We start from the raw sequence: 18,875 nt of genomic DNA, 5'->3' as shown, positions 1-18,875 counted from the left end.
CCGCCTCACGCGGGCTTTTTTATGCCTGCAAAGTGGGCGAAACATACCCAAGGGGTGCATCAACGTGGCAGAAGAAAACGAAATCGACCTGGACAATCCGGCAATCAAGGCCGCTATCGCGACTGCCGTTGAAGCATCCGTTTCCGGTTTGAAAACCAAGAACTCGGAGCTGCTGGGCAAGCTGAAGGAAACCTCCGGCAAGTTGACCCAGTTCGAAACCCAGTTTGAAGGCATCGACATCGACGCCGTCAAAGGTCTGCTCAGTCGGGCTGGACAAGACGAAGAAACCAAGCTGCTGACCGAGGGCAAGGTGGACGAGGTCTTCAACCGCCGCACTGAGCGCCTGCGCGGTGACTACGACAAGCAGTTGAAGGCCATCAGCGAGCGCGCTGAGAAGGCTGAATCTTTCGCTGCCAAGTTCCAGGGCAAAGTCCTGGGCGACTCGGTACGCGGCGCAGCACTTAAGGCCGGCGCGCTGCCGGAAGCAACAGACGACATCATCCTGCGCGCCAAAGGCGTGTTCACCCTCAACGAAGATGGCGATGCGGTCGCCGTTGATGAATCTAGCCAGGTCATCCTCGGTAAAGACGGCAAGACCCCTCTGACTCCGCTCGAATGGGCGGAATCTCTGCGCGAAAGCGCACCTCATCTGTGGCCAAGGGCCTCAGGGACATTTGCCCCGGGCGGGGGTGGCGGCAAGGCTGCATTCAAGCGCTCCGAAATGACCTCCGAGCAAAAGCGTGACTTCCAGCGCAAGCACGGCCAAACCGCATACCTCGCATTGCCCAAATAAGGGGATTAACCCATGGCTACAACCGTTAACAGCGACCTGATCATCTATAACGATGAGGCGCAAACTGCATACCTGGAGCGTGTCCAGGACAACCTGGATGTGTTCAACGCATCGTCCAACGGCGCGATGGTGCTGGATAACGAGCTGATCGAAGGCGACTTCCGTAAGCGTGCGCTCTACAAGCTGAACGGCTCGCTGGAACACCGCGACGTCAACTCTGAAGGCAAGGTGACTGCCAAGAAGATCAGCGCCGGCGAAGCTGTCGGCGTCAAGGCTCCGTGGAAATACGGTCCATACCAGACCACTGAAGAGGCGTTCAAGCGCCGCGGTCGTCCGGTCGAGGAGTTCTCCCAGATCGTCGGTGCTGACGTTGCTGACGCTACCCTGGAAGGCTTCATCCAGTACGCAACTGCTGGCCTGCGTGCCGCCATCGGCTCCAACGCTGACATGGTGGTTTCGGCCAACATCGAAACCGATGGCAAGAAGACGCTGACTCGCGGTATGCGCAAGTTCGGCGACAAGTTCGGCCGTATTGCTCTGTGGGTCATGCACTCCAGCGCCTACTTCGACATCGTCGATGAAGCCATCACCAACAAGATCTACGAAGAAGCTGGCGTCGTGATCTACGGCGGCCTGCCGGGCACCCTGGGCAAGCCGGTACTGGTGACCGATACCGCGCCGGCGGACGTGATCTTCGGCCTGCTGCCAAACGCTGTAACCATCACCGAGTCGCAGGCGCCGGGCTTCCGTTCCTATGAAGTGAACGATGAAGAAAACCTGAGCATCGGCTACCGCGCGGAAGGCACCGTGAACATCGATGTGCTGGGTTATAGCTGGAAAGCCACCACTGGCGGTTCCAACCCAACCCTGGCTGCCGTCGGCTCCGCTGCCAACTGGGTCAAGCACGCGGGCAGTAACAAGGTCACCGCCGGCGTGATGATCCAGCTGACTGCAACGCCTCCTGCAACTGGCGGCTAAGCCAAAAACTCAACGCGCGGTCAGCGATGGCCGCCTTGGAGAAACACATGGAATTGACTTACAGCAACCAGCTCAACGGCTTCGATCCGGAGAAGCGCTACCGCAATCCGGAACACTTCGATAAGCCTGAAGCCGGTGTGACCAGCGTGTTGGTGATTGGAGATTGGCCAAGCGTGGTCAATGCGTACGAAGCAGTCGGCATCGATGTGTTGGTGAAGGAGGCCAAGCGGGTGCAGCTTGTTGGCGCGGCAGACCAGGCCGAATTGGTAAAAGGCATCGCAGCTTTGCGTGCTGAACATGGATCGATCCAGATCCTTATTGACGGTCTGGAAGCAGGCGAGATTCACCGTCCCGAGTCTGGAGAGCTGGCGCTGCGCTTGTTCGAAGTGCTGGGCATCATCCATGCTTCGGTAGGTGAGTTGACCATCGAGCGTGACGGCCTGCTGCTGACGGTCGATGCGCTGCGCGGTGAGATCGAATCGCTCAAGAAGGGCGCTGCCGCACCTGGTGATGAGGTCGGTGAAGTCACGGCGCTCAAAACAAAGCTCGACGAAGCCAACGTCCAGTACCGGGCCAACGCCTCGAAAGAATCCCTGGAAAAGCTCGTCGCTGAGCTGCCCAAGGAGTAATACTGCTGGTTGTCGGCGATCCGGCGGCCAATCTTCAAACCATCCAGCGAGTTGACGCATGACACTCATCATCGAGGACGGCACAGGCAAGCCTGACGCCGAAAGCTATGCGAGCGCTGAGGACCTTGCCCTGTATGCCGTGAAATTCGGCACGGTCATTCCCGCAGGTGTTCCCGAGCAGGAAGCGTTGTTGCGCCGGGCGGCTTTGGCGATGGATGGCATGACCTGGAAGGGGCGCAAGACCAACAGCGATCAGGGCTTGTCCTGGCCGCGCCGGGAGGTGCTACTGGATCACGAAATCAAGCCGAACAACTACCTGCCGGCGCGGATTCAGTATGGGCAAATGGCCTTGGCTGCAGAGATTCATCAGGACGATATCGACCCGGTGGAGAAGCGCAAAGGCGCTGTGCTGCTGGATCGTGTTGAGGGGGCGGTGACGCGGCAGTATGCGGCGATCCCGTCGACCAGTAACCGGTTGCTGCCTGCTGCGCCGGACCGGCCGAGCGCCACGCAGTTTGCGGATTACCTACAAATGCGTGGCTTGTTTGCTGTGAGAGCGTAGTGCTAGTGTTCTGCTTCCATTTACAGGAAGTAATGACATGTCTCCGAACTTAGAAGAAAAGCGAATTTTTTGGACTCAGGCTTATCTAGCTGCTATCGCAGGGCTCTCTGGAAGCTCGCAGGATCTTGAAGTCGCCAAGCGTGCGGTTCAAGTTGCGGATGAAGCGCTCAAAGCTTATGTGTCGAAAATGTCCCACTTTTGACTTGAGTCCAAAAGCAAAAAAGCCCAGCCATCGCGCTGGGCTTTTCACATCCGGAGCCCCCATGGCCTTCTACGACGAAATGGCCGTGATGGCTCTGGAGATGATCACAGAGTTCGGCCAGCCTGTGACCATCAGCAAAACTGAGCCGGGCGAGTATGACCCGGAGACGGGCGGCGACGCGCCGGGCGCAACAGTCGAGCAAATCGCCCAGGGCATCCTGCTCGACTTCACCGGTATCGAATTCCAGAGCAACAGCCTCATCAGGCAGGGCGACAAGAAGCTCAAGATCGCGGCGCGGGATTTGGTCTGGGTGCCGGGTCTGCTCGACATGGTCGTTGCCCAGGGACGCATCTGGTCAATCGTGCCGCCGCTGAAAGAGATAAACCCGGCAGGCACGCCAATCCTGTATGAGTTGCAGGTGCGATCGTGAGCCGGGCAGGCGCCGGACAGTCCGGTAACTTCGCCCTTAGCCTGGCTGAGTTCGCCGCGCAGACCAGTGAAGCCATCGACGCCAGCTTCCGCGAAATCATCATTGAGGTCGGCAGCAGCCTGATACGTATGTCCCCCGTGGGTAACCCGGAGATCTGGGCACAGAACGCCGTTGCGACCGAGTACAACAAGGCCGTTGACGATCACAACAGCGCGCTGCGCAGTGACCCGGCCACCCTCACGAAGGGCGGCAGGCTCAAAAAGGGCCGCAAGCTCAACGACGGCATGGACGTCAAGGCTCCAGAGGGCTACGTCGGTGGCCGGTTCCGTGCGAACTGGCACATCTCGCTCGACGTGGTCGAGAACGTCACCTTTGACGAGGTAGACCCGAGCGGCGCCGAAACCACTGCGGCGCTGGTTGCTGCGATGAGTGACTTCACCGCCGGCCAGATGGCCTACATCATCAACAACTTGCCCTACGCGATACCGCTGGAGTTCGGCCATTCGACCCAGGCCCCCAGCGGCATGGTCCGGGTAACCGTAGCTCGCTTCCAGCAGATCGTGCTGGAGGCCATCAGGAACAACCAGGTATGAGTCACGCACGAGCCCGTCAGGCCATCGAAACGAAGCTGGCTGCATGGGCGGCTGCGCGCCCGATACGAGTGGCCTACCCAAACCAGCCTTTTACACCAAGCGCTTCTGAAACGTATCTGCGAGCCTTCCAACTGCCGGCCAGCACAACCTGCCGCTATCTCGGCGGGGAGGCTTACGAGTACGCCGGTGTTTATCAGGTCAGCATCGTCTGCCCCTCTGCGCAGGCCATGGCCACCGCCGAAGCGCTTATTGACGAACTGACCCGGATGTTTCGCGTCGACACGCCACTGGCCCGCAATGGCTTCGAGGGCTTGATCACCGAGCCAGTAGATCAAGGCCCAACTATTACCGAGTCGGCGACCTACACGGTCCCGGCTAGCTTCACCTATCTGGGTGTCGCAGACCAACCGCCCGCTGGGGCATAACCTACCGCCGTCAGGCGGGCACTCAAGAGGAAATACACCATGGCCGCACGCTTCCCGCTGCCGAACGGCGCTGTGCTGGAGATCGCCAGCGTTTTGGGACCTGCTGTCCCATTCACCGCCTTGACCAATGCCAAAGCTCCAGTCGCTGCATCTGTTGGACACAGCATTGAAATGGGCGACATCTTGCTGGTCAATTCAGGCTGGGCGCTCATCAATGATCGCGCTGTAAAAGCATCCGGGATTACTGCCGATGCCTTTTCCTTGGCTGGCCTCAATACCACCAACACCGACAAGTACACCGTCGGCGCAGGTGCCGGCTCAGTGATTCCTGTATCCGGCTGGACGCAGATCTCGAAGGTCACGTCCTTCACATCTTCCGGCGGCGAGCAGCAGTATCAAACTGTCGGCTACCTGGAGGATGACGACGACAAGCAGTTCCCCACCAACCGCAACCCCACAACGATCACTATCGTGGTGGAGGATCAACCCACGGCGCAGTACGTCGAAACCGTCGAAGGCTACGACGACACCAAGGAGCTGGCGGTGGTCCGCATGAAACTGCGTAACGGCGATCAGATCCTCTATCCGGGCTATGTGAGCATCACACCCGACCCGACCATGGAGCGCAACAACGTCATGACGCGCACCATCAGTATCGGGCTTTCCGCTCGTTCGCTTCGCTACCTGGCTGGCGCATAAGGACTTCTCATGGCAAAGATCAGGATCGCCCAGAACCCAACATTCAAGGCATTCGTGTTGATCCCGGTAGTTGGGGAGGAGCCCGAGAAAATCGAGTTCACCTTCAAATATCGGGATCGCCCGGGACTTGCAGCCCTGTTCGATGATTGGAGCGCAAAGGGAAAGGAGATGCGCGCCAGTTTCGGTGAAGGCACCACTCTGTCTGATGTCGTTTCGGCCGAGACCGAGCTTCAGGTGCAGCAGATCAAAGATCTCGTTGTTGGCTGGGGCTTTGATGACGAGTTCGACGACAAGAGCATCCAGGCTCTTGTTAAATCGTGCTATGGCACCGCTGAAGCGGTCGTGAGCGCCTATCAGAGCGCTTTTAGCCAGGCCCGCCTGGGAAACTGATATCGGCAGCCAAAGCCATGTACGAAAGTGGCCCATCTGCTGAGCAGTTGGGTGTTCTCGGGCTGACGGCTGCCGACCTTGATGATGAAGATGTCGAGGTCTGGCCCTGCAACTGGCCGGCCTTCCTGCTTTTCAACCGCATGTCCACCCAGTGGCGAGCAGGCTCCGGCGGCGCTATCGGCCTCGACTACAGCAGCATCCGCGACGTGGCGGGCTTCCTCGGCATCAAGAAAAAGAAAATCGCTGAAATCTTCCCTGACCTTCAGGTGCTGGAAGGCGAAGCCCTGCGCGTTATGGCGGAGGAAAGGGAAAACAGCCCGTAACCACGGGCACTTATTCAAGGTGAGTCGATGAACATTGCAGAACTCGGCGTCAAGATCGACTCGGCCGATGCAGTCCAGGCGAAAACGGACCTGGATGAAATGGCGAACGCCGGCGGCCGGGCCGAGAAGTCCGCCTTTTCGCTGATGAACGAGATGCAGGCCCTGGAAAAGTCGCTGTCTACCAGCGCCAAAAGTACCCAGGACCTGGCAAAGCAGCGTGACGCCCTGGCGAAGCTTACCAAGACCGGCGCCTATGGTGAGGCCGAGGCGGCGAAGATCTCGGCACAGCTCGACAAACAGCAGGTGGCACTCGCCAAGTCGGCGATGGACGAGCAAAAGGCCCTGAACAGCCTGCTGGGTGCCATTGACCCAGCTCGCGCTGCACTCGCCAAACTGGACACGCAGGTCGAGCAGCTTGGTAAACACCTGGATGCCGGGCGGATCAGCCAGGACCAATACAACAGCGCTCTGGGCAAGATCGACAAGGATTACGCCAAGCTCGAAAAGACCACCACCGGTTTCGACAAACTGCGTCTCGGCACCCGCCAGGCTCAGGAAAACGTAGTTCAGCTCGGTAATGCGTTGTCGTCGGGTGACTGGGGTAGCGGCGTTCGCGCAGTAGCTCAGTTGGGTGCCGGAGCTGGTGCCGGCGCTGCCGGCCTACTCGCCATCCTGGCGCCGCTGGCCTTGGCTACCGCAGCCGTGGGCGGCCTGGCATATGCCTACCACAAAGGCAGCGAAGAGCAGGACAGCTACAACAAGTCGCTCATCCTGACCGGCAACTACGCGGGCTTAAGTGCTGGTCAGTTGGGCGATATGGCGCGCCAGGTCAGCGCAACAGTAGGAACAACCGGCCAGGCCGCAGCTGTCCTGGCGTTGCTGGCGGATAACGGAAAGATCGCCGGCGAGAGTTTTGCTGGCATTACCCAGGCCGCCGTTTCGATGCAGGAGGCGACCGGTAAAGCCGTCAGCGAGACGGTATCCGAGTTCGTCAAACTTGCTGACGATCCGGTAAAGGCATCCGCAGCGCTGAACGAGCAGTACCATTACCTAACTGCCTCGGTTTACTCCCAAATCGTCGCTCTGGAGAAGCAAGGCGATCACGCCGCAGCGGTAAAGCTCGCAACCGATACTTATGCTGAAGCAATAAACGAGCGCACTCCAAAGATTCTGGCGAACCTAAGTCTTTGGGAAAAGGCGTACAACGCAGTCGCGCGCGCTGCTGACGGCATCAAAAATATCGGCCGACGCGACATCAATTCGGACATCGAAAGCGCGAAAGCTGACCTTCTTGAAGCGCAGAGCATGGACGGTTTGTTCCAGAACAAGAAGTCCAAGGATGCACTGATAGAGTTCCGGCAGAACCGTCTGAACATGCTGGAGGACGAGAAAGCGGCCCAGGCCGATATCGCTAAGTGGGAGGGTGAGCAGGCCAAGGCCCAGGGCGAAGCAGTGTCGTCCATGGCAAAGATTGATGCTCTGACGAAATCATCCTGGACGAATGAGCAGAAACGAGCCGATGCGCTCAAGGACTACAAAAAACAACTCGACGATATCCGCAAGGTTGCGCCGAATGATCCGCGCCTGGCCCAGGCGACGGTCGACAAAAACATCGCCAACATCAACGACAAGTTCAAGGACCCGAAAACCGCCGGTACCCAAGTCGACCTGACCAGCTTCAACAACGCCAAGAACGAACTGGCGGCCATCACAGACACGTACAAAAACTACCAGAAGGAACTGGAAGCGGCGCAGAAGGCAGGCTTGCTATCCGAGGCTGACTACCTGCTACGGCGCCAGGCGCTGATCGGCAACCAGCTAGACCAGACCACGGCAGCTTACGAGGTCGAGATTTCAGCGCTGGAAGCCGCCAAGGGCAAGAAGACAACGTCAGCCGCTCAAAGCATCCAGTTGGACCAGAAAATCGCTGACGCGCGCGCAGGGATGGTGAAGGCGCAGAAAGACGCGGACAGCCAGCTTGAAGTGCTGGCGACCAATGAAGCCGGGCGACTCGCCAAGCAGGAGCGGGCGATAAGTTCGTACGTGCAGGCGCTGGGGCAACAACAGAGGGCCTTGGAGTTGGCCGGCCAACGCGCCGTGCTGGGTATTGGCCAGGGAGACCGCCAGAACGCGCTGAATGGGGAACTTAACAGCCAGCAAGACCGGTTTGCTCAGCAGTCACTGGAGTTGGAAAACCAGCGCTCCGACCCCTCGCGCAACATGTCTGACGAAGAGTTCACCCGCAAATCGCAGGCGCTCGCCGATGCGAACAAAAAGGCGACCGACCAGATCCGGCAAAACTACGCGGATGTGGAGGCCGCCCAAGGCGACTGGACGAAAGGCGCGACGGCAGCCTGGGAAAACTACCTGGACTCGGCGCAGAACATCGCGGGCCAGACCAAAAGCCTGTTCGGCAATGCCTTCAGTTCCATGGAGGACTCGCTGGTCAACTTCGCCATTACGGGCAAGGCATCGTTTGCTGACTTCACCAAGTCCATCCTTGCGGACATGGCGCGCATTGCTACACGTCAGGCCAGTTCGGCATTGCTGGGTAGTTTGGTGGGGGCGGCAGCAAGCTACTTCGGTGGCAGTGCGGCCGGCGGCGGTAATGGTCTCGCGGCAGGTTCCGCTGGCGCAGCGTCGTCGAATCTCGGCGCCTCGGCGGCTGGTTACTCCAACACCTACTTCCCACAAGCCAACGGCGGCGCATGGTCGGGCGGCGTGCAGCTGTTCGCCGATGGCGGCGCCTTCACGAACTCCATCGTCAGCAAGCCCACAGCGTTCGGCATGGCCAATGGCAAGACCGGCGTCATGGGCGAGGCTGGGGAGGAGGCAATTATGCCCCTGACCCGGACGTCGAGCGGCAAGCTCGGGGTAATGGCCATGGGCGGCGGTGAGGCTGGCGGAACGCAGATCAATGTCGAGGTGCATATCGATGGCGACGGCAACGCTACCTCCTCGGCTGATGCACCTGGCTATGACCTCTTCGGCAAGGAGCTGGCGACGTTCGTAGAGCAGAAATATCAGGAACTGCGCTCTAAGGATATGCGCCAGGGCGGCGTCATCAACAAAGCAATTAAGGGGCGCTGATGGCTATCGAGCGATTCATCTGGGCAACGGAGAAGGGCGCGGAGGGTGATATCACCCAGCGCGTCCGCTCCAAGCAGTTTGGCGATGGCTACGAGCAGTCGGTCGAGGATGGCCTCAACAACCGGTCCCAATCCTGGCCCGTAACCTTCACGGGGTTGAAGGGGCGTATCAAGGACATCATGGACTTCCTCGACCGCCACAAGGGGGCTAAGGGCTTCCTCTGGGAGCCCCCCCTGGGTGAGCTTGGCCTCTACAAGTGCAACGGCTACAAGCCTGTGCACCGTGGCGGCCAGGTCTACGCCATCACCGCGACCTTCGAACAAACCTTTCACCCCTGAGTAACCGCCCATGGCACTGATCACGGACATCCAGAAACTGGAGCCCGGCGGCGAAATTCGCCTGTTTGAAATCGACGGGACTGAGTACGGCGCCGATTACCTTCGCTTCCACGGTCACGCCATCCCGCACACGCCAGAGGAATTGCTGGCCTATGAGGGCTCGGAAGAGGACCTGCCCGCCAAGTCGATTATCTGGCAGGGCCAGGAGTACGCGGCCTGGCCTGTTCAGATTGAAGGCATTTCTTCTAGCAGCGACGGCACCGCCTCTCGGCCGACTTTCGCCGCAGGCAACGTCAACGGGCGCGTAACGGCGTTGTGTCTGGCCTTCGAGGACATGCTCAAGTTCAAGCTGACGGTTCGCGAAACCCTGGCCCAGTACTTGGATGCAGCGAACTTCCCAGAGGGCAACCCCACTGCTGATCCGACTCAGGAAGCGCTGGAGATCTGGTACATCGACCAGAAAACCAGCGAGGACGGTGAGGCGGTTGTCTGGGAGCTGTCTTCGCCGGGCGAGATCGACAACCACGGACTTCCCGGCCGACAGATGACGACTTTCTGCCATTGGGCAATGACCAACGGTTACCGGGGTCCTGACTGCGGATACACCGGCGCGGCCATGTTCGACGATGAGGACAACCCTACGGACGATCCAGCCAAGGATCAATGCAAGGGCTGTCTGTCGTCTTGCAAGCTGCGCTTCGGCGAGAACGAAGAATTAGGATTTGGGGGATTCCCCGCTGTGTCCATGATCGCTCGGAGCTGACCATGCTTAAACACATCATTGCGGCAATCCAGGCGCACGCAGCAGCCCAGTACCCGAAAGAGTGCTGCGGCCTGCTGGTGGCCGTCGGCCGGGCGCAGAAGTACTTCCCGTGCAGGAACATCGCGACGGAGCCGAGCGAAGAGTTTCGACTTGATCCTGAAGACTACGCTGCGGCGGAAGATCTGGGCGAGGTGATCGGCATTGTCCACTCGCACCCGGACGCAACCAGCAGGCCGTCACCGCATGACCTGGCCATGTGCGAGGCTACGGCCTTGCCCTGGCACATCCTGTCGTGGCCAGAGGGTGACTTGCGCACGATCACCCCGACCGGCAGCACGCCGCTGCTCAGGCGCCCGTTTGTACACGGTGCCTGGGACTGCTGGCAGGTCTGCGCTGACTGGTACCAGCGCGAATGGGGGATTGAGTTCGAAGCCTTCCAGCGCGTCGATGGCTGGTGGGAGAGCGCGGAAAACGCCAGTTTGTACGAGCAGCACTACGAGGCTGCCGGCTTTGTGCGAGTCGACCGGCCGCAGCGCGGCGACCTGATCGTCATGCATGTTGGGCGGACTGTTCACCCGAACCACGCCGGGATTTACCTCGGCACCGACCCAGTGCTGCCTTTAGAGGAGTCGGACACCTTCGGGCCGGGGCCTTTCCTGCTGCATCACCTGTACGGCAGGCCGTCCGAAATCATCGTCTATGGCGGCCCATGGCATGACCGCACATGCCTGATCCTCAGGCACAACGAAGCTCAGTCCAAACTGCCTAGCGAATAGATCGAAAATCCGTTTTTCGTTAGATGAGTGACCTCTGCCGTGCCGCCTATGTAAACGCGATCCCCGTGCTTTTCGTCCTCCTGTCGCGATTGTGCACGCATGATTTGGGGCGCACACGCAGGGAACGAATTCCAGTCTATTGCCGCTTTGTCTATAAGCTCTGGCTTTACGCCAAGCCCATAATCCAAATGCTCGGATTTGAAGTCCGACCCAGAACGGTAAGCGAATCCATGGACTTTTCCAGAGTCGTCGGAAATCCCGAAGTGATAGATCGTTGCAGATTGGTTGCCGAGGGCGGGGAGATGGCGATTCAGTTCGCTCCAGAGGGCCTGAAGCTCTTGGGGCGCATGAGTATCGACCGCATCTACATCGAGGGCAAAACCTTGGTTATTCACAAGGCCGATCCATCGGCTGAAAAGAAGGGCCGATCCGGTAGCGGCAATGATCATGCGCATATGAGGGATCGAGATGGCTTTGCTGGCGAATCCTGGTGGCGTGTCGACGGAATAATGTAAAAGCGTATCTGTGGCCACAATTGCTTCGTTTTCATCCGTGTAGAACAATAGCGACGACATAGGTCCGTCCTAGCTGACATTTAGGGCAAAATACTTGGCTGGGCTCCTACCATTAAGTCGCTCAGCTGTTGTGCTTAGATCATTGCGGGAAGTCCTGCCCTGCTCGCGCTGAACTCCCTCTCTAGATAATCTCCCGCTCTTAATGAGGAGGCGATATCAAGGAAAAAATAGGAAGCGTTGTGTAAATCATGAGTTCGAAGTGATAAGCCCCAGACATCCATTTTTAGCCCACGGTGTCTAAGCTCGATGATAATTGACTGCATCCTTTGGCCCAGCTTTCCTCGTACTCTTTCCTCTTCCCTTGATTCTGCCTGACGAGCCTTTACCCAAGAGTCATGAATGTCTTGTTCGTCACGAATGCCCCAATGATTTTCCGCCCTCAGGCGTTCGATCTGAGATGCGCTCTCATATAACTCACCCCCTAGGACTTCGCATTTTTTCGCCAAAGCCTCGTCGGCATCTTTATTTCGGTGGCGCTGACGACGTTTCTTTAGCCACTGACCTAGCAAAGGCCAGTCCCAAGCTGAAAAAATTGCGGCTCCAGCAACAAAACCGATACCGAATCCGCTCGTTAAGTAATTCAGGAAGGCACTCAGATAAGCAAGTCCAGCACCAATGTTCTGGCCGTTTGCGTTTCCGTCTAGCCACTTGTTGAATGCCCAGCTAGCTACTTGCAATGCCAGCCAAACCAGCACTGCCCACGAAAAAGCCCTCCATCTTGTCATTATTTTTTCAAATCTTATGTCAGCGAATGATGCCGGAACGCTACTATTTATCCTTCCCATAGCGCCACTGGCATTCCATCCACGCTGGATGCCTGGACAGGTGGGTGCATGGGATAGGGAAAACATGGCGCTTCCGCTCACACCCGCTACGATCTTGTTGTGGCAATAAGCCATATAGGGGAGGGTGAGGGTATGGAACGGGTACTAATTTTCTCGGTGATAGCAGTTTTGGTTGGGTGCTCAGGTAAAGTTATCACTCATACTTCTTGTAGCGATAACATCTGTAAAGGCGTCCCGTTTTACACGATGAAGGAAGTAACTGATCGTTATTTCTATGACCGCATTCTTGATGCGGATGGCAAAGCCATAAGAGTAGCTGGAAAGCCCAGTGGACAAGACTGCACTCCTGTGGAGGTTGAGGAGCGGAAGCTTGTGGTTTCGAGTACCGCAAACTATATATATTACGATGCAGGTATTTTTGAGACTTCAAAGTTTTCCGTTGATTTAAATACTAATGGCACAATTTCTAAGGTCTCCACGGAGTCAACTCCAGCAATCAAGGAGACTGCTGAAGCGATCGCGGCATTAGCAACGGCATATAGAACAGTCAAGCCAGTGAAGTCGGGGTTTGTCGGCGAACTGGCATGCACCTCAAGGGCTCCTTAGTTACATGGCTTATGCCCAGCCCCGCGCTGGGCTTTTTGCATCTGCCTCGCTCAGTGCTAACGTCCCGCCAAACCAAAGAGGGAACGACATGCGGATTTTGATAGCGGCGATGGCAGTTTCGGAGCGTTAAGATGGGGTTCGCAGCAACGCTATGGGAGTGGTATGGGCAGGGGGAGTACAGACGGGTACTCGCCGCTAGTGAAGCGTTTCCTGCCCTTGAGTTCTTGGCGATGAGTGCAGATGAGCAGCGAGAAACAATTCCGGACTGCCCTGCATGCGAAGCCTGGTCTATGGCAATGCTGCCTTTAAACGATCCCCTTATCGCCTGTGACAGTGCGTTGCCAGACGATGTTAGAGGCGGTTTGCACCGCATCTGGCAGCTTTGCAATGGCCTGACTGAAGACTCATTTCATTGTGGCGATCGGTTGATATTCGATCATCAAGATTGGCAGCCCATCCGTGATTCAGCCACTGATCTGCTCGGGCTGATGGAGCATCCGGAGATAAGCCCTTTTCTGAATGATCTGACAGTTGATTGCCATAACGAGGTCAATGGGTACGTTGCAGCTCAGCCCGAACGTTCTTAACAGGAACGAAACAAACCAAGCCCCGCGCTGGGCTTTTTTTCATCTACTGCCCGTGAAGTGCATGCATGGCCAGCATCAGGACGCTTAATGACCTGCTGTAGTCTGGTTTAGACACTAATCTCGCTGTTTTATAGGTATACAGGACTTATATTTGAGTGCGTCACCAGAATTTTTTTTATCTCTGATATTTCCTGAGCTGCGTTCCTCCACTCGACGTCGCCTAAGTTCCTAATTTCACGAGCAATAATTTGCCCATAATGTTGTGCAGAAGATATTTGAAGGTGTTCGCAGATAACTTTAACCGAGGAAAAATTTTTGTTGATGTATTCGTGGAGTTCTTTTAGGTGTGGTTGCGTTTCGGTGATTTGCCGGATTCGATACAATCCTATTGCTCCGCGGCCTTCTTCGGTTAAGGTGAATGAAATGTCGTCTTCAGCTGAGATTTTTATAAGCGCATTAACCAAGTGGAGTTCGTTTTCAGGGAAGTAGGATGGTGAGGATGTGTCATTGCCAGAGAAAAATAGAATTTGGTCAATTATATTTTGTAATTTTCTAATTTGGATCTCGAAATTATGAATATATATCCCGGATTTTTGGGAGTCTATTATTAGCTCTCCACCTAATATTTCTGAATTGCTAGAGTATATGTTTAGATTTTTTGTTATCTGAAATATTGATTTGGCAATATTGGAGCTTGAAGTAAATTCCTGAGCATGTATAAGCTGGTATTGAATTTTTGCTAACGTGCTGACGCAGGAAAATAGAGGGTTTGAGTTCTCTCCTGTGTGTTCTAGATCTACGAAAAATTCGCAATGAGTCGGTCGATTTTTCTGAAAAATAGAATGGTAAAGTTTTTCTATGTCACGGAAAAGAATATTATTTTTATTTCCCTCTTTCTCTAAGGTTTCAATAAAGTGTGCTCGATGGTTTTTGTACTGCTCAAAGGTTAAGGAAGCTATCTGCTTCTGTATAACGGCGACCTGGCGAAGTTGAAAGTTTTTAGAGTTTTTCTCGGATTTTGCTTGCGTTCTCTCATTTGCCTTTTGTTGTTTATAAAGAAAAATAAGAGTTAGGGATGTTGCGAGGCCTCCTAAGAGTGTAAAGGCGCCACCTAGCACTGAGCCAAAATTACCCCAGTCGGAAGGGCTGGATGAAATTTCTCCGCTTAAGTGAAAGCTGTAAGTACAAAGTATCCCTATTGGTATTAGTAGGCTTGTGGCTAGTATTACTAAAATAATGTTCTCTATTCTTTTCATGGCTGCCGACTTAGTTTGTTGGTGGTTTTCATTTTTTAACCTCGCGTTAGTGCTAAACGAAGATGTGTTCCTCAAAATAGTAAAAACATTTCTTTGCTAACTATATTTTATTGATGTTCCAGCGAGACTTAACTGCCCAGTTTACTCTTGAATTTCTGCAGCTTGCGGATCAAGAATCTCAAGTAGCATCTTGTCGTGCTCCGCGCGGGTAGCCCTGTAAAACATGCACCGGTCCAGAAGGATCCTCTTCATAATCCGGGCTGAAGCTAGGTGCCTGGGCTCGACAGAGAGCGTCGCGGTCTTGCCGCTGCGGCTGTCGGTCACTTCAAGCTGGTAGCGCACAACCAGGCCATCTTCTCGCTTGGTGTGGCCCAGGCATTTGAAGGTGAGGGTGGGCTCGGACACGATGTCCTCCGAATGAATTGAATGTCGATGGATTTTTTATCTCGCTAATCTTTAGGCAAAGGAGGGCTCTGGAGTGCGGTCAGCAGTTGTCCGAAGGTTTTTCGCCGATTGGGGTGGTTACTGCCGTCAGATGGCTTGCCTACCGACGGACAGAACTCTTTCTGCCATACGACTGCTGCGTTGTGATTACGTAGGCGCTTTTCAAACAGGTCCAGAAGCTGGGCGTCTGTTAGGACGGTTTTGCGCACGCAGTCGAGATACTTGGTTCTTTCTTCGCGTAAGTAGCGAATCTCTTCGTTTAACGCTAATGCAGACCTCTCGCAATCTGGCACGGCTATACCTTCGAAGTCTGGCAGCATTACGAGGGATTTGGCTTCAGTGCTGCTTGGTTTTAGCAGAGCCGAAAAGCGAGCGTGAGACTCCTCAAATAGAGCCTGATACTCAGCTCCCTTTTGGGCGAAATCTTTATTAATCATAAGCTGATTTTTGGCGCTTTCGAGCGACGTTTCGATAACGAGTCGCTCTTGGTGAATTGCTACATTCAGCGGCCGTACTGCTTGCATCACAAACTGACGCACCGTCAGCTTATCGTTAATTGAGGCTGCGTATTCGCTGATCTTTTCTAGCTGAGTGGATGGTTCTTTTTCGGTCGTTGGCGTTGCAGAGCTGCACAGCCAGTAGCTACCCCAGATCGTCAGTAACTGCAGCGCGGTAAGCGGAGATGTGTAGACAAAGGCCAGAGTGAATAATGTCCACGCAATACATGCGAGAAGCAACACACGGGACCCAAAGCGGGAGCTGACGAATATACTTGTGGTGACGATAAGCTGAAAAATTGCAATCGACATGCGCCTCTCCTTGGCAGCGGAAAAAAGCCCGGCGGGCCGGGCTAGGCTTTCGATTACTTGAAGTTACGCTCGTAAAGCAATTGGCTGCACCGCCGTGCGACGTATAGAAAATACCAACTGCTCACTGCTAGGCCGCCCAAGAAGAGAAACGCCAGAATGGCCTCGAGAGGGAGTCCGTGTATCTGTGAAAGATCGACCAGTTCCGGCGCTACCTTCTTAACAACCATCCCATAGAACAAGCCTACCATGAAGCTTGGTACGCCTATGAGGGCTAGCGCCCAGTCGTTAAGTTCGGTCCAGGTTTTCTTTGGGCGATTACGCCATGCGGTTGAAATAGATTTGAGCATTTTCATAGCGACTACTCAGTGTTGGTGACTTCAAAGAAGCGCGGCGGGCCGGGCTGGGGGTGTTGCTTACGAATCGGGATCTTCATTAGGGTCTACAAGCTTCATTTTGGTGCCAAACAAGATTCGGGCGAACACGTTGTAGAAACCTGCTGTGGCTATGTCGCCAGACTCCGTGGCTTTTTTGGCCATCTGGATGAAGTTTTTCTCAGCTTTGTCCATGACGTATTTTTCAAAGGGAATTCCTGCTTCCTCAGCATCTGCCCTTATCTTTTGAATTTCCTCTCCATCCATTGCCGCTAGCTCATCAAACATTTGCTGTCGGAGTTTGAATGACGGATCGCTTGTTTCGCGCTCATCCACAACGACTTGAAGGATTTGATCCGGGCTCAGTTCCGCGACTGTAACGCCAAGGGCCGTAGCTAACTTAAAGAGGACGGTTCTTCTAGGGTTTGCCTGGCCAGATTCGTAGCGAGAAATCTGCGACGGGGTAATGCCAATGGCATCCGCAAGCTGTTGCTGCGTAAAGTTTTTTTCACCTCGGAGTGAGATGAGCCGATTAGCAAAATCAGTCGACATGTTGACCCCCTTATATGTCTCTAGAAGCGTACAGCAAACGCACAAAAAGCAAAAATTGTTTGACGAAGTCACAAAAAGCACTAAACTCACAAAACGCAAATAAGGAGACGTTATGAAAGCCCTGAAAATTACTACCGCTGTACGGATGCTGTGCGAAATGCGAGAGAAGCTTGAGATGATGGCGGCTGAAAACGGCCGTAGCCTCAGCGGCGAAATCGTATTCCGGCTGAGAAAGTCCCTTGAGCAGGAGCAGGACGATGAAAAACAGCAGGCATAAAAAAACCCCAGCGCTGGCAGGCGACGGGGCTTTGGTTAACGAGATCAACTTCGAGGAAGAAATCGTCATGAGCGATATTAGCACAGCTACATCCAATGTCATCCCTTTCAAATTTGGCAAGCAACAGGTACGGACGCTGCTGATTAATGATCAGCCGTGGTTCGTTGCCGCCGATGTGTCGTCTGCACTGGAATACCGTATTGCTGGTGACATGTGTCGAAACTTGGACGAAGACGAAAAGGGTACGCAGATTGTGCGTACCCCTGGCGGCGACCAAGAAATGCTGGTCATAAACGAATCCGGCCTTTATTCGGCAATCCTGCGCAGTCGTAAGGCGGAAGCCAAGCGCTTCAAAAAATGGGTGACCGCTGAGGTTCTTCCTGCGATCCGTAAGCACGGCCGGTATGAAGACACCCAGAGCGTTATGACGCCTATGGTTGATGAACTTCTCGGCAAGGTCGGAGCCCTTCGGCTTGGCAACGTCATGCGATGCCGTGTTGCCAAACTTGATGCTGAGCATCAGCGCAGCGCTACTGCCAAGCTGGCATCCGCACTTCACGCTCGCTTCGATGTTCCGCGCATGGAGCTGATCCCCGCCGACCAAATGGATGCAGCCTGCAATTTCGTCGCGAGCTACGCGATCGAGGGCGAATACTTACCGAAGGGCGGTAACCAATCTGTCGTCATCCCGACCGACCTTTCGGAAAACCAGCGTTACCTTGTTTTCACTGACGGTTCTGGCAAGCGTCAGGTTCAGCCTGTCCCGTTCGACGCTTGCGTGATGTCGCCGACTCAGTTCCTGGCGGCCGTCACTGGATCGAATGGTCTTCATGTGCCACCTGCGACGCTGTTCGACTTTGCCCTAGCGGCGATGGAGAAAGTGAAGTGGAGGGTGGCAGCATGAACTTCACCTTTAAAGCTGGCGGTCGCGCCTTGATCCTGACACCGGAGCGGCCAAATTTGGTCGGTCGCTCCGGCCAGTTGATCCGCAAGATCGAAGAAAACTGGCTGATGCTGGTCGAGGGCAAGCGCTACTCGGTCAGCGAGAAAAGCCTGATGCCGCTCGACGGCTTCAATCCTGGTGCAGCAGCCTCGGTCGAGTGGAGGAAAATAGCATGAGCAATATCGTTCCGTTTGATTACGAAGGTCATCCGGTGCAACTCAGCGCGGATGGCTGGCTGAATGCGACAGCGATATCAAAGAACTTTGGCAAAAGGCCAAGTCACTGGCTCGCGCTCCCGACCACGTCTGAATACCTGGAGGCTCTGGCCAAACGACTATGTGTCGGATCCTCTGACACATTAATTCGTCGGAAGATGGGGCGAAACGGTGGGGTATGGTTGCACCCCAAGTTGGCTGTCGCATTTGCGCGGTGGTTGTCCGCCGACTTCTCGGTGTGGTGCGACTTGCAAATCGACGCGCTTCTCCATGGCGACGTGGATGTTCGTAAGCGCTTCGACTCCGCATGTCTCGCGCTTGAGCGGGGCCAGCAGCTCGCGAGCCTAAGTGGAAAAGAGCTTTCGGGCTGGCGGTGGGCCAAGCCCGGCCTGGAGCATAACGTCGACTATTGGAGGGAGCAGCTTCAACTAACACTGCAGCTCGACGCAGCGTAACCCTTCTCA

Annotated in this window: 28 protein-coding genes; 21 read left to right on the top strand and 7 right to left on the bottom strand. The window is 55.5% G+C overall.

Annotated elements, in window-relative coordinates:
- Nucleotides 1–64: 64 nt before the first annotated feature.
- The 15 genes from ACP7C6_RS07110 to ACP7C6_RS07040 all read left to right on the top strand — a co-directional run bounded on the left by ACP7C6_RS07110 (nucleotide 65) and on the right by ACP7C6_RS07040 (nucleotide 10,991).
- On the top strand, nucleotides 65–793 hold the full coding sequence (locus tag ACP7C6_RS07110) for a hypothetical protein (protein ID WP_426108511.1): 729 nt from the start codon (nucleotides 65–67) through the stop codon (nucleotides 791–793).
- A gap of 12 nt (nucleotides 794–805) precedes the next feature.
- The gene (locus tag ACP7C6_RS07105) at nucleotides 806–1,771 is read left to right on the top strand and encodes a major capsid protein (protein WP_017528141.1); all 966 of its coding nucleotides are present in this window, start codon (nucleotides 806–808) and stop codon (nucleotides 1,769–1,771) included.
- A 47-nt stretch (nucleotides 1,772–1,818) separates the two neighbouring features.
- A complete protein-coding gene (locus ACP7C6_RS07100) occupies nucleotides 1,819–2,400 on the top strand; it encodes a hypothetical protein (RefSeq protein ID WP_426108510.1) in 582 nt (193 codons plus the stop codon).
- Nucleotides 2,401–2,458: 58 nt separating this feature from the next.
- On the top strand, nucleotides 2,459–2,962 hold the full coding sequence (locus tag ACP7C6_RS07095; RefSeq protein WP_122814723.1) for a DnaT-like ssDNA-binding protein: 504 nt from the start codon (nucleotides 2,459–2,461) through the stop codon (nucleotides 2,960–2,962).
- Between the two features lie 37 nt (nucleotides 2,963–2,999).
- Complete coding sequence (locus tag ACP7C6_RS07090) at nucleotides 3,000–3,164, top strand: hypothetical protein (protein ID WP_156046218.1); 165 nt, start codon at nucleotides 3,000–3,002, stop codon at nucleotides 3,162–3,164.
- 61 nt (nucleotides 3,165–3,225) lie between these two features.
- Entirely contained in the window at nucleotides 3,226–3,594 is a 369-nt protein-coding gene (locus tag ACP7C6_RS07085; RefSeq protein WP_426108509.1) for a hypothetical protein, read from the top strand.
- Nucleotides 3,591–4,187: a hypothetical protein gene (locus tag ACP7C6_RS07080; protein ID WP_426108508.1), complete on the top strand. Its 597-nt coding sequence runs from the start codon at nucleotides 3,591–3,593 to the stop codon at nucleotides 4,185–4,187. Before ACP7C6_RS07085 ends, ACP7C6_RS07080 begins: the two co-directional genes overlap by 4 nt.
- Complete coding sequence (locus ACP7C6_RS07075; RefSeq protein ID WP_426108507.1) at nucleotides 4,184–4,612, top strand: phage tail terminator-like protein; 429 nt, start codon at nucleotides 4,184–4,186, stop codon at nucleotides 4,610–4,612. The genes ACP7C6_RS07080 and ACP7C6_RS07075 overlap by 4 nt, the downstream gene beginning before the upstream one ends.
- Nucleotides 4,613–4,651: 39 nt before the next feature.
- Entirely contained in the window at nucleotides 4,652–5,311 is a 660-nt protein-coding gene (locus ACP7C6_RS07070; protein ID WP_426108506.1) for a phage tail protein, read from the top strand.
- A 9-nt stretch (nucleotides 5,312–5,320) separates the two neighbouring features.
- Nucleotides 5,321–5,701 carry a phage tail assembly chaperone gene (locus tag ACP7C6_RS07065; RefSeq protein WP_426108505.1) on the top strand — a complete coding sequence of 127 codons (381 nt, stop codon included), beginning with the start codon at nucleotides 5,321–5,323 and terminating at the stop codon, nucleotides 5,699–5,701.
- Nucleotides 5,702–5,718: 17 nt separating this feature from the next.
- Nucleotides 5,719–6,024, top strand: coding sequence for a DUF1799 domain-containing protein (locus tag ACP7C6_RS07060; RefSeq protein ID WP_426108504.1), 306 nt, complete (start codon nucleotides 5,719–5,721; stop codon nucleotides 6,022–6,024).
- A 27-nt stretch (nucleotides 6,025–6,051) separates the two neighbouring features.
- Complete coding sequence (locus ACP7C6_RS07055) at nucleotides 6,052–9,114, top strand: phage tail tape measure protein (RefSeq protein ID WP_426108503.1); 3,063 nt, start codon at nucleotides 6,052–6,054, stop codon at nucleotides 9,112–9,114.
- Nucleotides 9,114–9,452: a phage tail protein gene (locus ACP7C6_RS07050; protein ID WP_426108502.1), complete on the top strand. Its 339-nt coding sequence runs from the start codon at nucleotides 9,114–9,116 to the stop codon at nucleotides 9,450–9,452. Before ACP7C6_RS07055 ends, ACP7C6_RS07050 begins: the two co-directional genes overlap by 1 nt.
- A gap of 10 nt (nucleotides 9,453–9,462) precedes the next feature.
- On the top strand, nucleotides 9,463–10,215 hold the full coding sequence (locus ACP7C6_RS07045; RefSeq protein WP_426108501.1) for a phage minor tail protein L: 753 nt from the start codon (nucleotides 9,463–9,465) through the stop codon (nucleotides 10,213–10,215).
- Between the two features lie 2 nt (nucleotides 10,216–10,217).
- Nucleotides 10,218–10,991: a C40 family peptidase gene (locus ACP7C6_RS07040; protein WP_122555097.1), complete on the top strand. Its 774-nt coding sequence runs from the start codon at nucleotides 10,218–10,220 to the stop codon at nucleotides 10,989–10,991.
- Here ACP7C6_RS07040 and ACP7C6_RS07035 read toward each other — a convergent pair.
- Entirely contained in the window at nucleotides 10,967–11,566 is a 600-nt protein-coding gene (locus tag ACP7C6_RS07035) for a hypothetical protein (protein WP_426108500.1), read from the bottom strand. The genes ACP7C6_RS07040 and ACP7C6_RS07035 overlap by 25 nt on opposite strands.
- Nucleotides 11,567–11,640: 74 nt before the next feature.
- Nucleotides 11,641–12,417: a hypothetical protein gene (locus ACP7C6_RS07030; RefSeq protein ID WP_426108499.1), complete on the bottom strand. Its 777-nt coding sequence runs from the start codon at nucleotides 12,415–12,417 to the stop codon at nucleotides 11,641–11,643.
- A gap of 66 nt (nucleotides 12,418–12,483) precedes the next feature.
- Between ACP7C6_RS07030 and ACP7C6_RS07025 the strand changes: the two genes are divergently transcribed.
- Together ACP7C6_RS07025 and ACP7C6_RS07020 are read left to right on the top strand one after the other, a co-directional pair.
- Nucleotides 12,484–12,957: a hypothetical protein gene (locus ACP7C6_RS07025; protein WP_426108498.1), complete on the top strand. Its 474-nt coding sequence runs from the start codon at nucleotides 12,484–12,486 to the stop codon at nucleotides 12,955–12,957.
- 131 nt (nucleotides 12,958–13,088) lie between these two features.
- Nucleotides 13,089–13,544 (top strand): hypothetical protein, encoded by a 456-nt coding sequence (locus tag ACP7C6_RS07020; RefSeq protein WP_426108497.1) that lies wholly within the window; start codon nucleotides 13,089–13,091, stop codon nucleotides 13,542–13,544.
- A gap of 128 nt (nucleotides 13,545–13,672) precedes the next feature.
- Here ACP7C6_RS07020 and ACP7C6_RS07015 read toward each other — a convergent pair whose 3' ends face one another.
- The 5 genes from ACP7C6_RS07015 to ACP7C6_RS06995 form a co-directional block, all read right to left on the bottom strand.
- Nucleotides 13,673–14,800 carry a hypothetical protein gene (locus tag ACP7C6_RS07015; RefSeq protein WP_426108496.1) on the bottom strand — a complete coding sequence of 376 codons (1,128 nt, stop codon included), beginning with the start codon at nucleotides 14,798–14,800 and terminating at the stop codon, nucleotides 13,673–13,675.
- 141 nt (nucleotides 14,801–14,941) lie between these two features.
- Nucleotides 14,942–15,205 carry a hypothetical protein gene (locus ACP7C6_RS07010; protein WP_426108495.1) on the bottom strand — a complete coding sequence of 88 codons (264 nt, stop codon included), beginning with the start codon at nucleotides 15,203–15,205 and terminating at the stop codon, nucleotides 14,942–14,944.
- A 44-nt stretch (nucleotides 15,206–15,249) separates the two neighbouring features.
- Nucleotides 15,250–16,053, bottom strand: coding sequence for a hypothetical protein (locus ACP7C6_RS07005; protein ID WP_426108494.1), 804 nt, complete (start codon nucleotides 16,051–16,053; stop codon nucleotides 15,250–15,252).
- Between the two features lie 53 nt (nucleotides 16,054–16,106).
- Nucleotides 16,107–16,406, bottom strand: a complete 300-nt coding sequence (locus ACP7C6_RS07000; protein WP_426108493.1) for a hypothetical protein — start codon at nucleotides 16,404–16,406, stop codon at nucleotides 16,107–16,109.
- Nucleotides 16,407–16,466: 60 nt separating this feature from the next.
- Entirely contained in the window at nucleotides 16,467–16,976 is a 510-nt protein-coding gene (locus tag ACP7C6_RS06995; protein ID WP_426108492.1) for a helix-turn-helix domain-containing protein, read from the bottom strand.
- Nucleotides 16,977–17,088: 112 nt separating this feature from the next.
- On the opposite strand from ACP7C6_RS06995, the gene ACP7C6_RS06990 reads away from it, so the two are divergent.
- From ACP7C6_RS06990 to ACP7C6_RS06975, 4 genes are read left to right on the top strand one after another with little or no spacing between them, the layout of a single operon-like run.
- A complete protein-coding gene (locus ACP7C6_RS06990; RefSeq protein ID WP_426108491.1) occupies nucleotides 17,089–17,253 on the top strand; it encodes an Arc family DNA-binding protein in 165 nt (54 codons plus the stop codon).
- Nucleotides 17,234–18,157: a BRO-N domain-containing protein gene (locus ACP7C6_RS06985; RefSeq protein ID WP_426108490.1), complete on the top strand. Its 924-nt coding sequence runs from the start codon at nucleotides 17,234–17,236 to the stop codon at nucleotides 18,155–18,157. Before ACP7C6_RS06990 ends, ACP7C6_RS06985 begins: the two co-directional genes overlap by 20 nt.
- Complete coding sequence (locus ACP7C6_RS06980) at nucleotides 18,154–18,372, top strand: hypothetical protein (RefSeq protein ID WP_426108489.1); 219 nt, start codon at nucleotides 18,154–18,156, stop codon at nucleotides 18,370–18,372. The genes ACP7C6_RS06985 and ACP7C6_RS06980 overlap by 4 nt, the downstream gene beginning before the upstream one ends.
- Nucleotides 18,369–18,866, top strand: a complete 498-nt coding sequence (locus ACP7C6_RS06975) for a KilA-N domain-containing protein (protein ID WP_426108488.1) — start codon at nucleotides 18,369–18,371, stop codon at nucleotides 18,864–18,866. The genes ACP7C6_RS06980 and ACP7C6_RS06975 overlap by 4 nt, the downstream gene beginning before the upstream one ends.
- The last annotated feature ends 9 nt before the right edge of the window (nucleotides 18,867–18,875 follow it).

This window comes from Pseudomonas sp. TWR1-1-4 (genome assembly GCF_049897165.1).
Lineage (GTDB): Bacteria > Pseudomonadota > Gammaproteobacteria > Pseudomonadales > Pseudomonadaceae > Aquipseudomonas > Aquipseudomonas canadensis.
This window is presented reverse-complemented; position numbering and strand designations above follow the sequence as displayed.

Coding starts and splice junctions, on each gene's coding strand:
- ACP7C6_RS07015 (WP_426108496.1), bottom strand. CDS start 14,800: ATGAAAAGAATAGAGAACATTATTTTAGTAATACTAGCCACAAGCCTA.
- ACP7C6_RS07065 (WP_426108505.1), top strand. CDS start 5,321: ATGGCAAAGATCAGGATCGCCCAGAACCCAACATTCAAGGCATTCGTG.
- ACP7C6_RS06975 (WP_426108488.1), top strand. CDS start 18,369: ATGAGCAATATCGTTCCGTTTGATTACGAAGGTCATCCGGTGCAACTC.
- ACP7C6_RS06980 (WP_426108489.1), top strand. CDS start 18,154: ATGAACTTCACCTTTAAAGCTGGCGGTCGCGCCTTGATCCTGACACCG.
- ACP7C6_RS07055 (WP_426108503.1), top strand. CDS start 6,052: ATGAACATTGCAGAACTCGGCGTCAAGATCGACTCGGCCGATGCAGTC.
- ACP7C6_RS06990 (WP_426108491.1), top strand. CDS start 17,089: ATGAAAGCCCTGAAAATTACTACCGCTGTACGGATGCTGTGCGAAATG.
- ACP7C6_RS07050 (WP_426108502.1), top strand. CDS start 9,114: ATGGCTATCGAGCGATTCATCTGGGCAACGGAGAAGGGCGCGGAGGGT.
- ACP7C6_RS07035 (WP_426108500.1), bottom strand. CDS start 11,566: ATGTCGTCGCTATTGTTCTACACGGATGAAAACGAAGCAATTGTGGCC.
- ACP7C6_RS07085 (WP_426108509.1), top strand. CDS start 3,226: ATGGCCTTCTACGACGAAATGGCCGTGATGGCTCTGGAGATGATCACA.
- ACP7C6_RS07000 (WP_426108493.1), bottom strand. CDS start 16,406: ATGAAAATGCTCAAATCTATTTCAACCGCATGGCGTAATCGCCCAAAG.
- ACP7C6_RS07060 (WP_426108504.1), top strand. CDS start 5,719: ATGTACGAAAGTGGCCCATCTGCTGAGCAGTTGGGTGTTCTCGGGCTG.
- ACP7C6_RS07105 (WP_017528141.1), top strand. CDS start 806: ATGGCTACAACCGTTAACAGCGACCTGATCATCTATAACGATGAGGCG.
- ACP7C6_RS07100 (WP_426108510.1), top strand. CDS start 1,819: ATGGAATTGACTTACAGCAACCAGCTCAACGGCTTCGATCCGGAGAAG.
- ACP7C6_RS07030 (WP_426108499.1), bottom strand. CDS start 12,417: ATGTTTTCCCTATCCCATGCACCCACCTGTCCAGGCATCCAGCGTGGA.
- ACP7C6_RS06985 (WP_426108490.1), top strand. CDS start 17,234: ATGAAAAACAGCAGGCATAAAAAAACCCCAGCGCTGGCAGGCGACGGG.
- ACP7C6_RS06995 (WP_426108492.1), bottom strand. CDS start 16,976: ATGTCGACTGATTTTGCTAATCGGCTCATCTCACTCCGAGGTGAAAAA.
- ACP7C6_RS07090 (WP_156046218.1), top strand. CDS start 3,000: ATGTCTCCGAACTTAGAAGAAAAGCGAATTTTTTGGACTCAGGCTTAT.
- ACP7C6_RS07095 (WP_122814723.1), top strand. CDS start 2,459: ATGACACTCATCATCGAGGACGGCACAGGCAAGCCTGACGCCGAAAGC.
- ACP7C6_RS07045 (WP_426108501.1), top strand. CDS start 9,463: ATGGCACTGATCACGGACATCCAGAAACTGGAGCCCGGCGGCGAAATT.
- ACP7C6_RS07075 (WP_426108507.1), top strand. CDS start 4,184: ATGAGTCACGCACGAGCCCGTCAGGCCATCGAAACGAAGCTGGCTGCA.
- ACP7C6_RS07025 (WP_426108498.1), top strand. CDS start 12,484: ATGGAACGGGTACTAATTTTCTCGGTGATAGCAGTTTTGGTTGGGTGC.
- ACP7C6_RS07005 (WP_426108494.1), bottom strand. CDS start 16,053: ATGTCGATTGCAATTTTTCAGCTTATCGTCACCACAAGTATATTCGTC.
- ACP7C6_RS07070 (WP_426108506.1), top strand. CDS start 4,652: ATGGCCGCACGCTTCCCGCTGCCGAACGGCGCTGTGCTGGAGATCGCC.
- ACP7C6_RS07040 (WP_122555097.1), top strand. CDS start 10,218: ATGCTTAAACACATCATTGCGGCAATCCAGGCGCACGCAGCAGCCCAG.
- ACP7C6_RS07020 (WP_426108497.1), top strand. CDS start 13,089: ATGGGGTTCGCAGCAACGCTATGGGAGTGGTATGGGCAGGGGGAGTAC.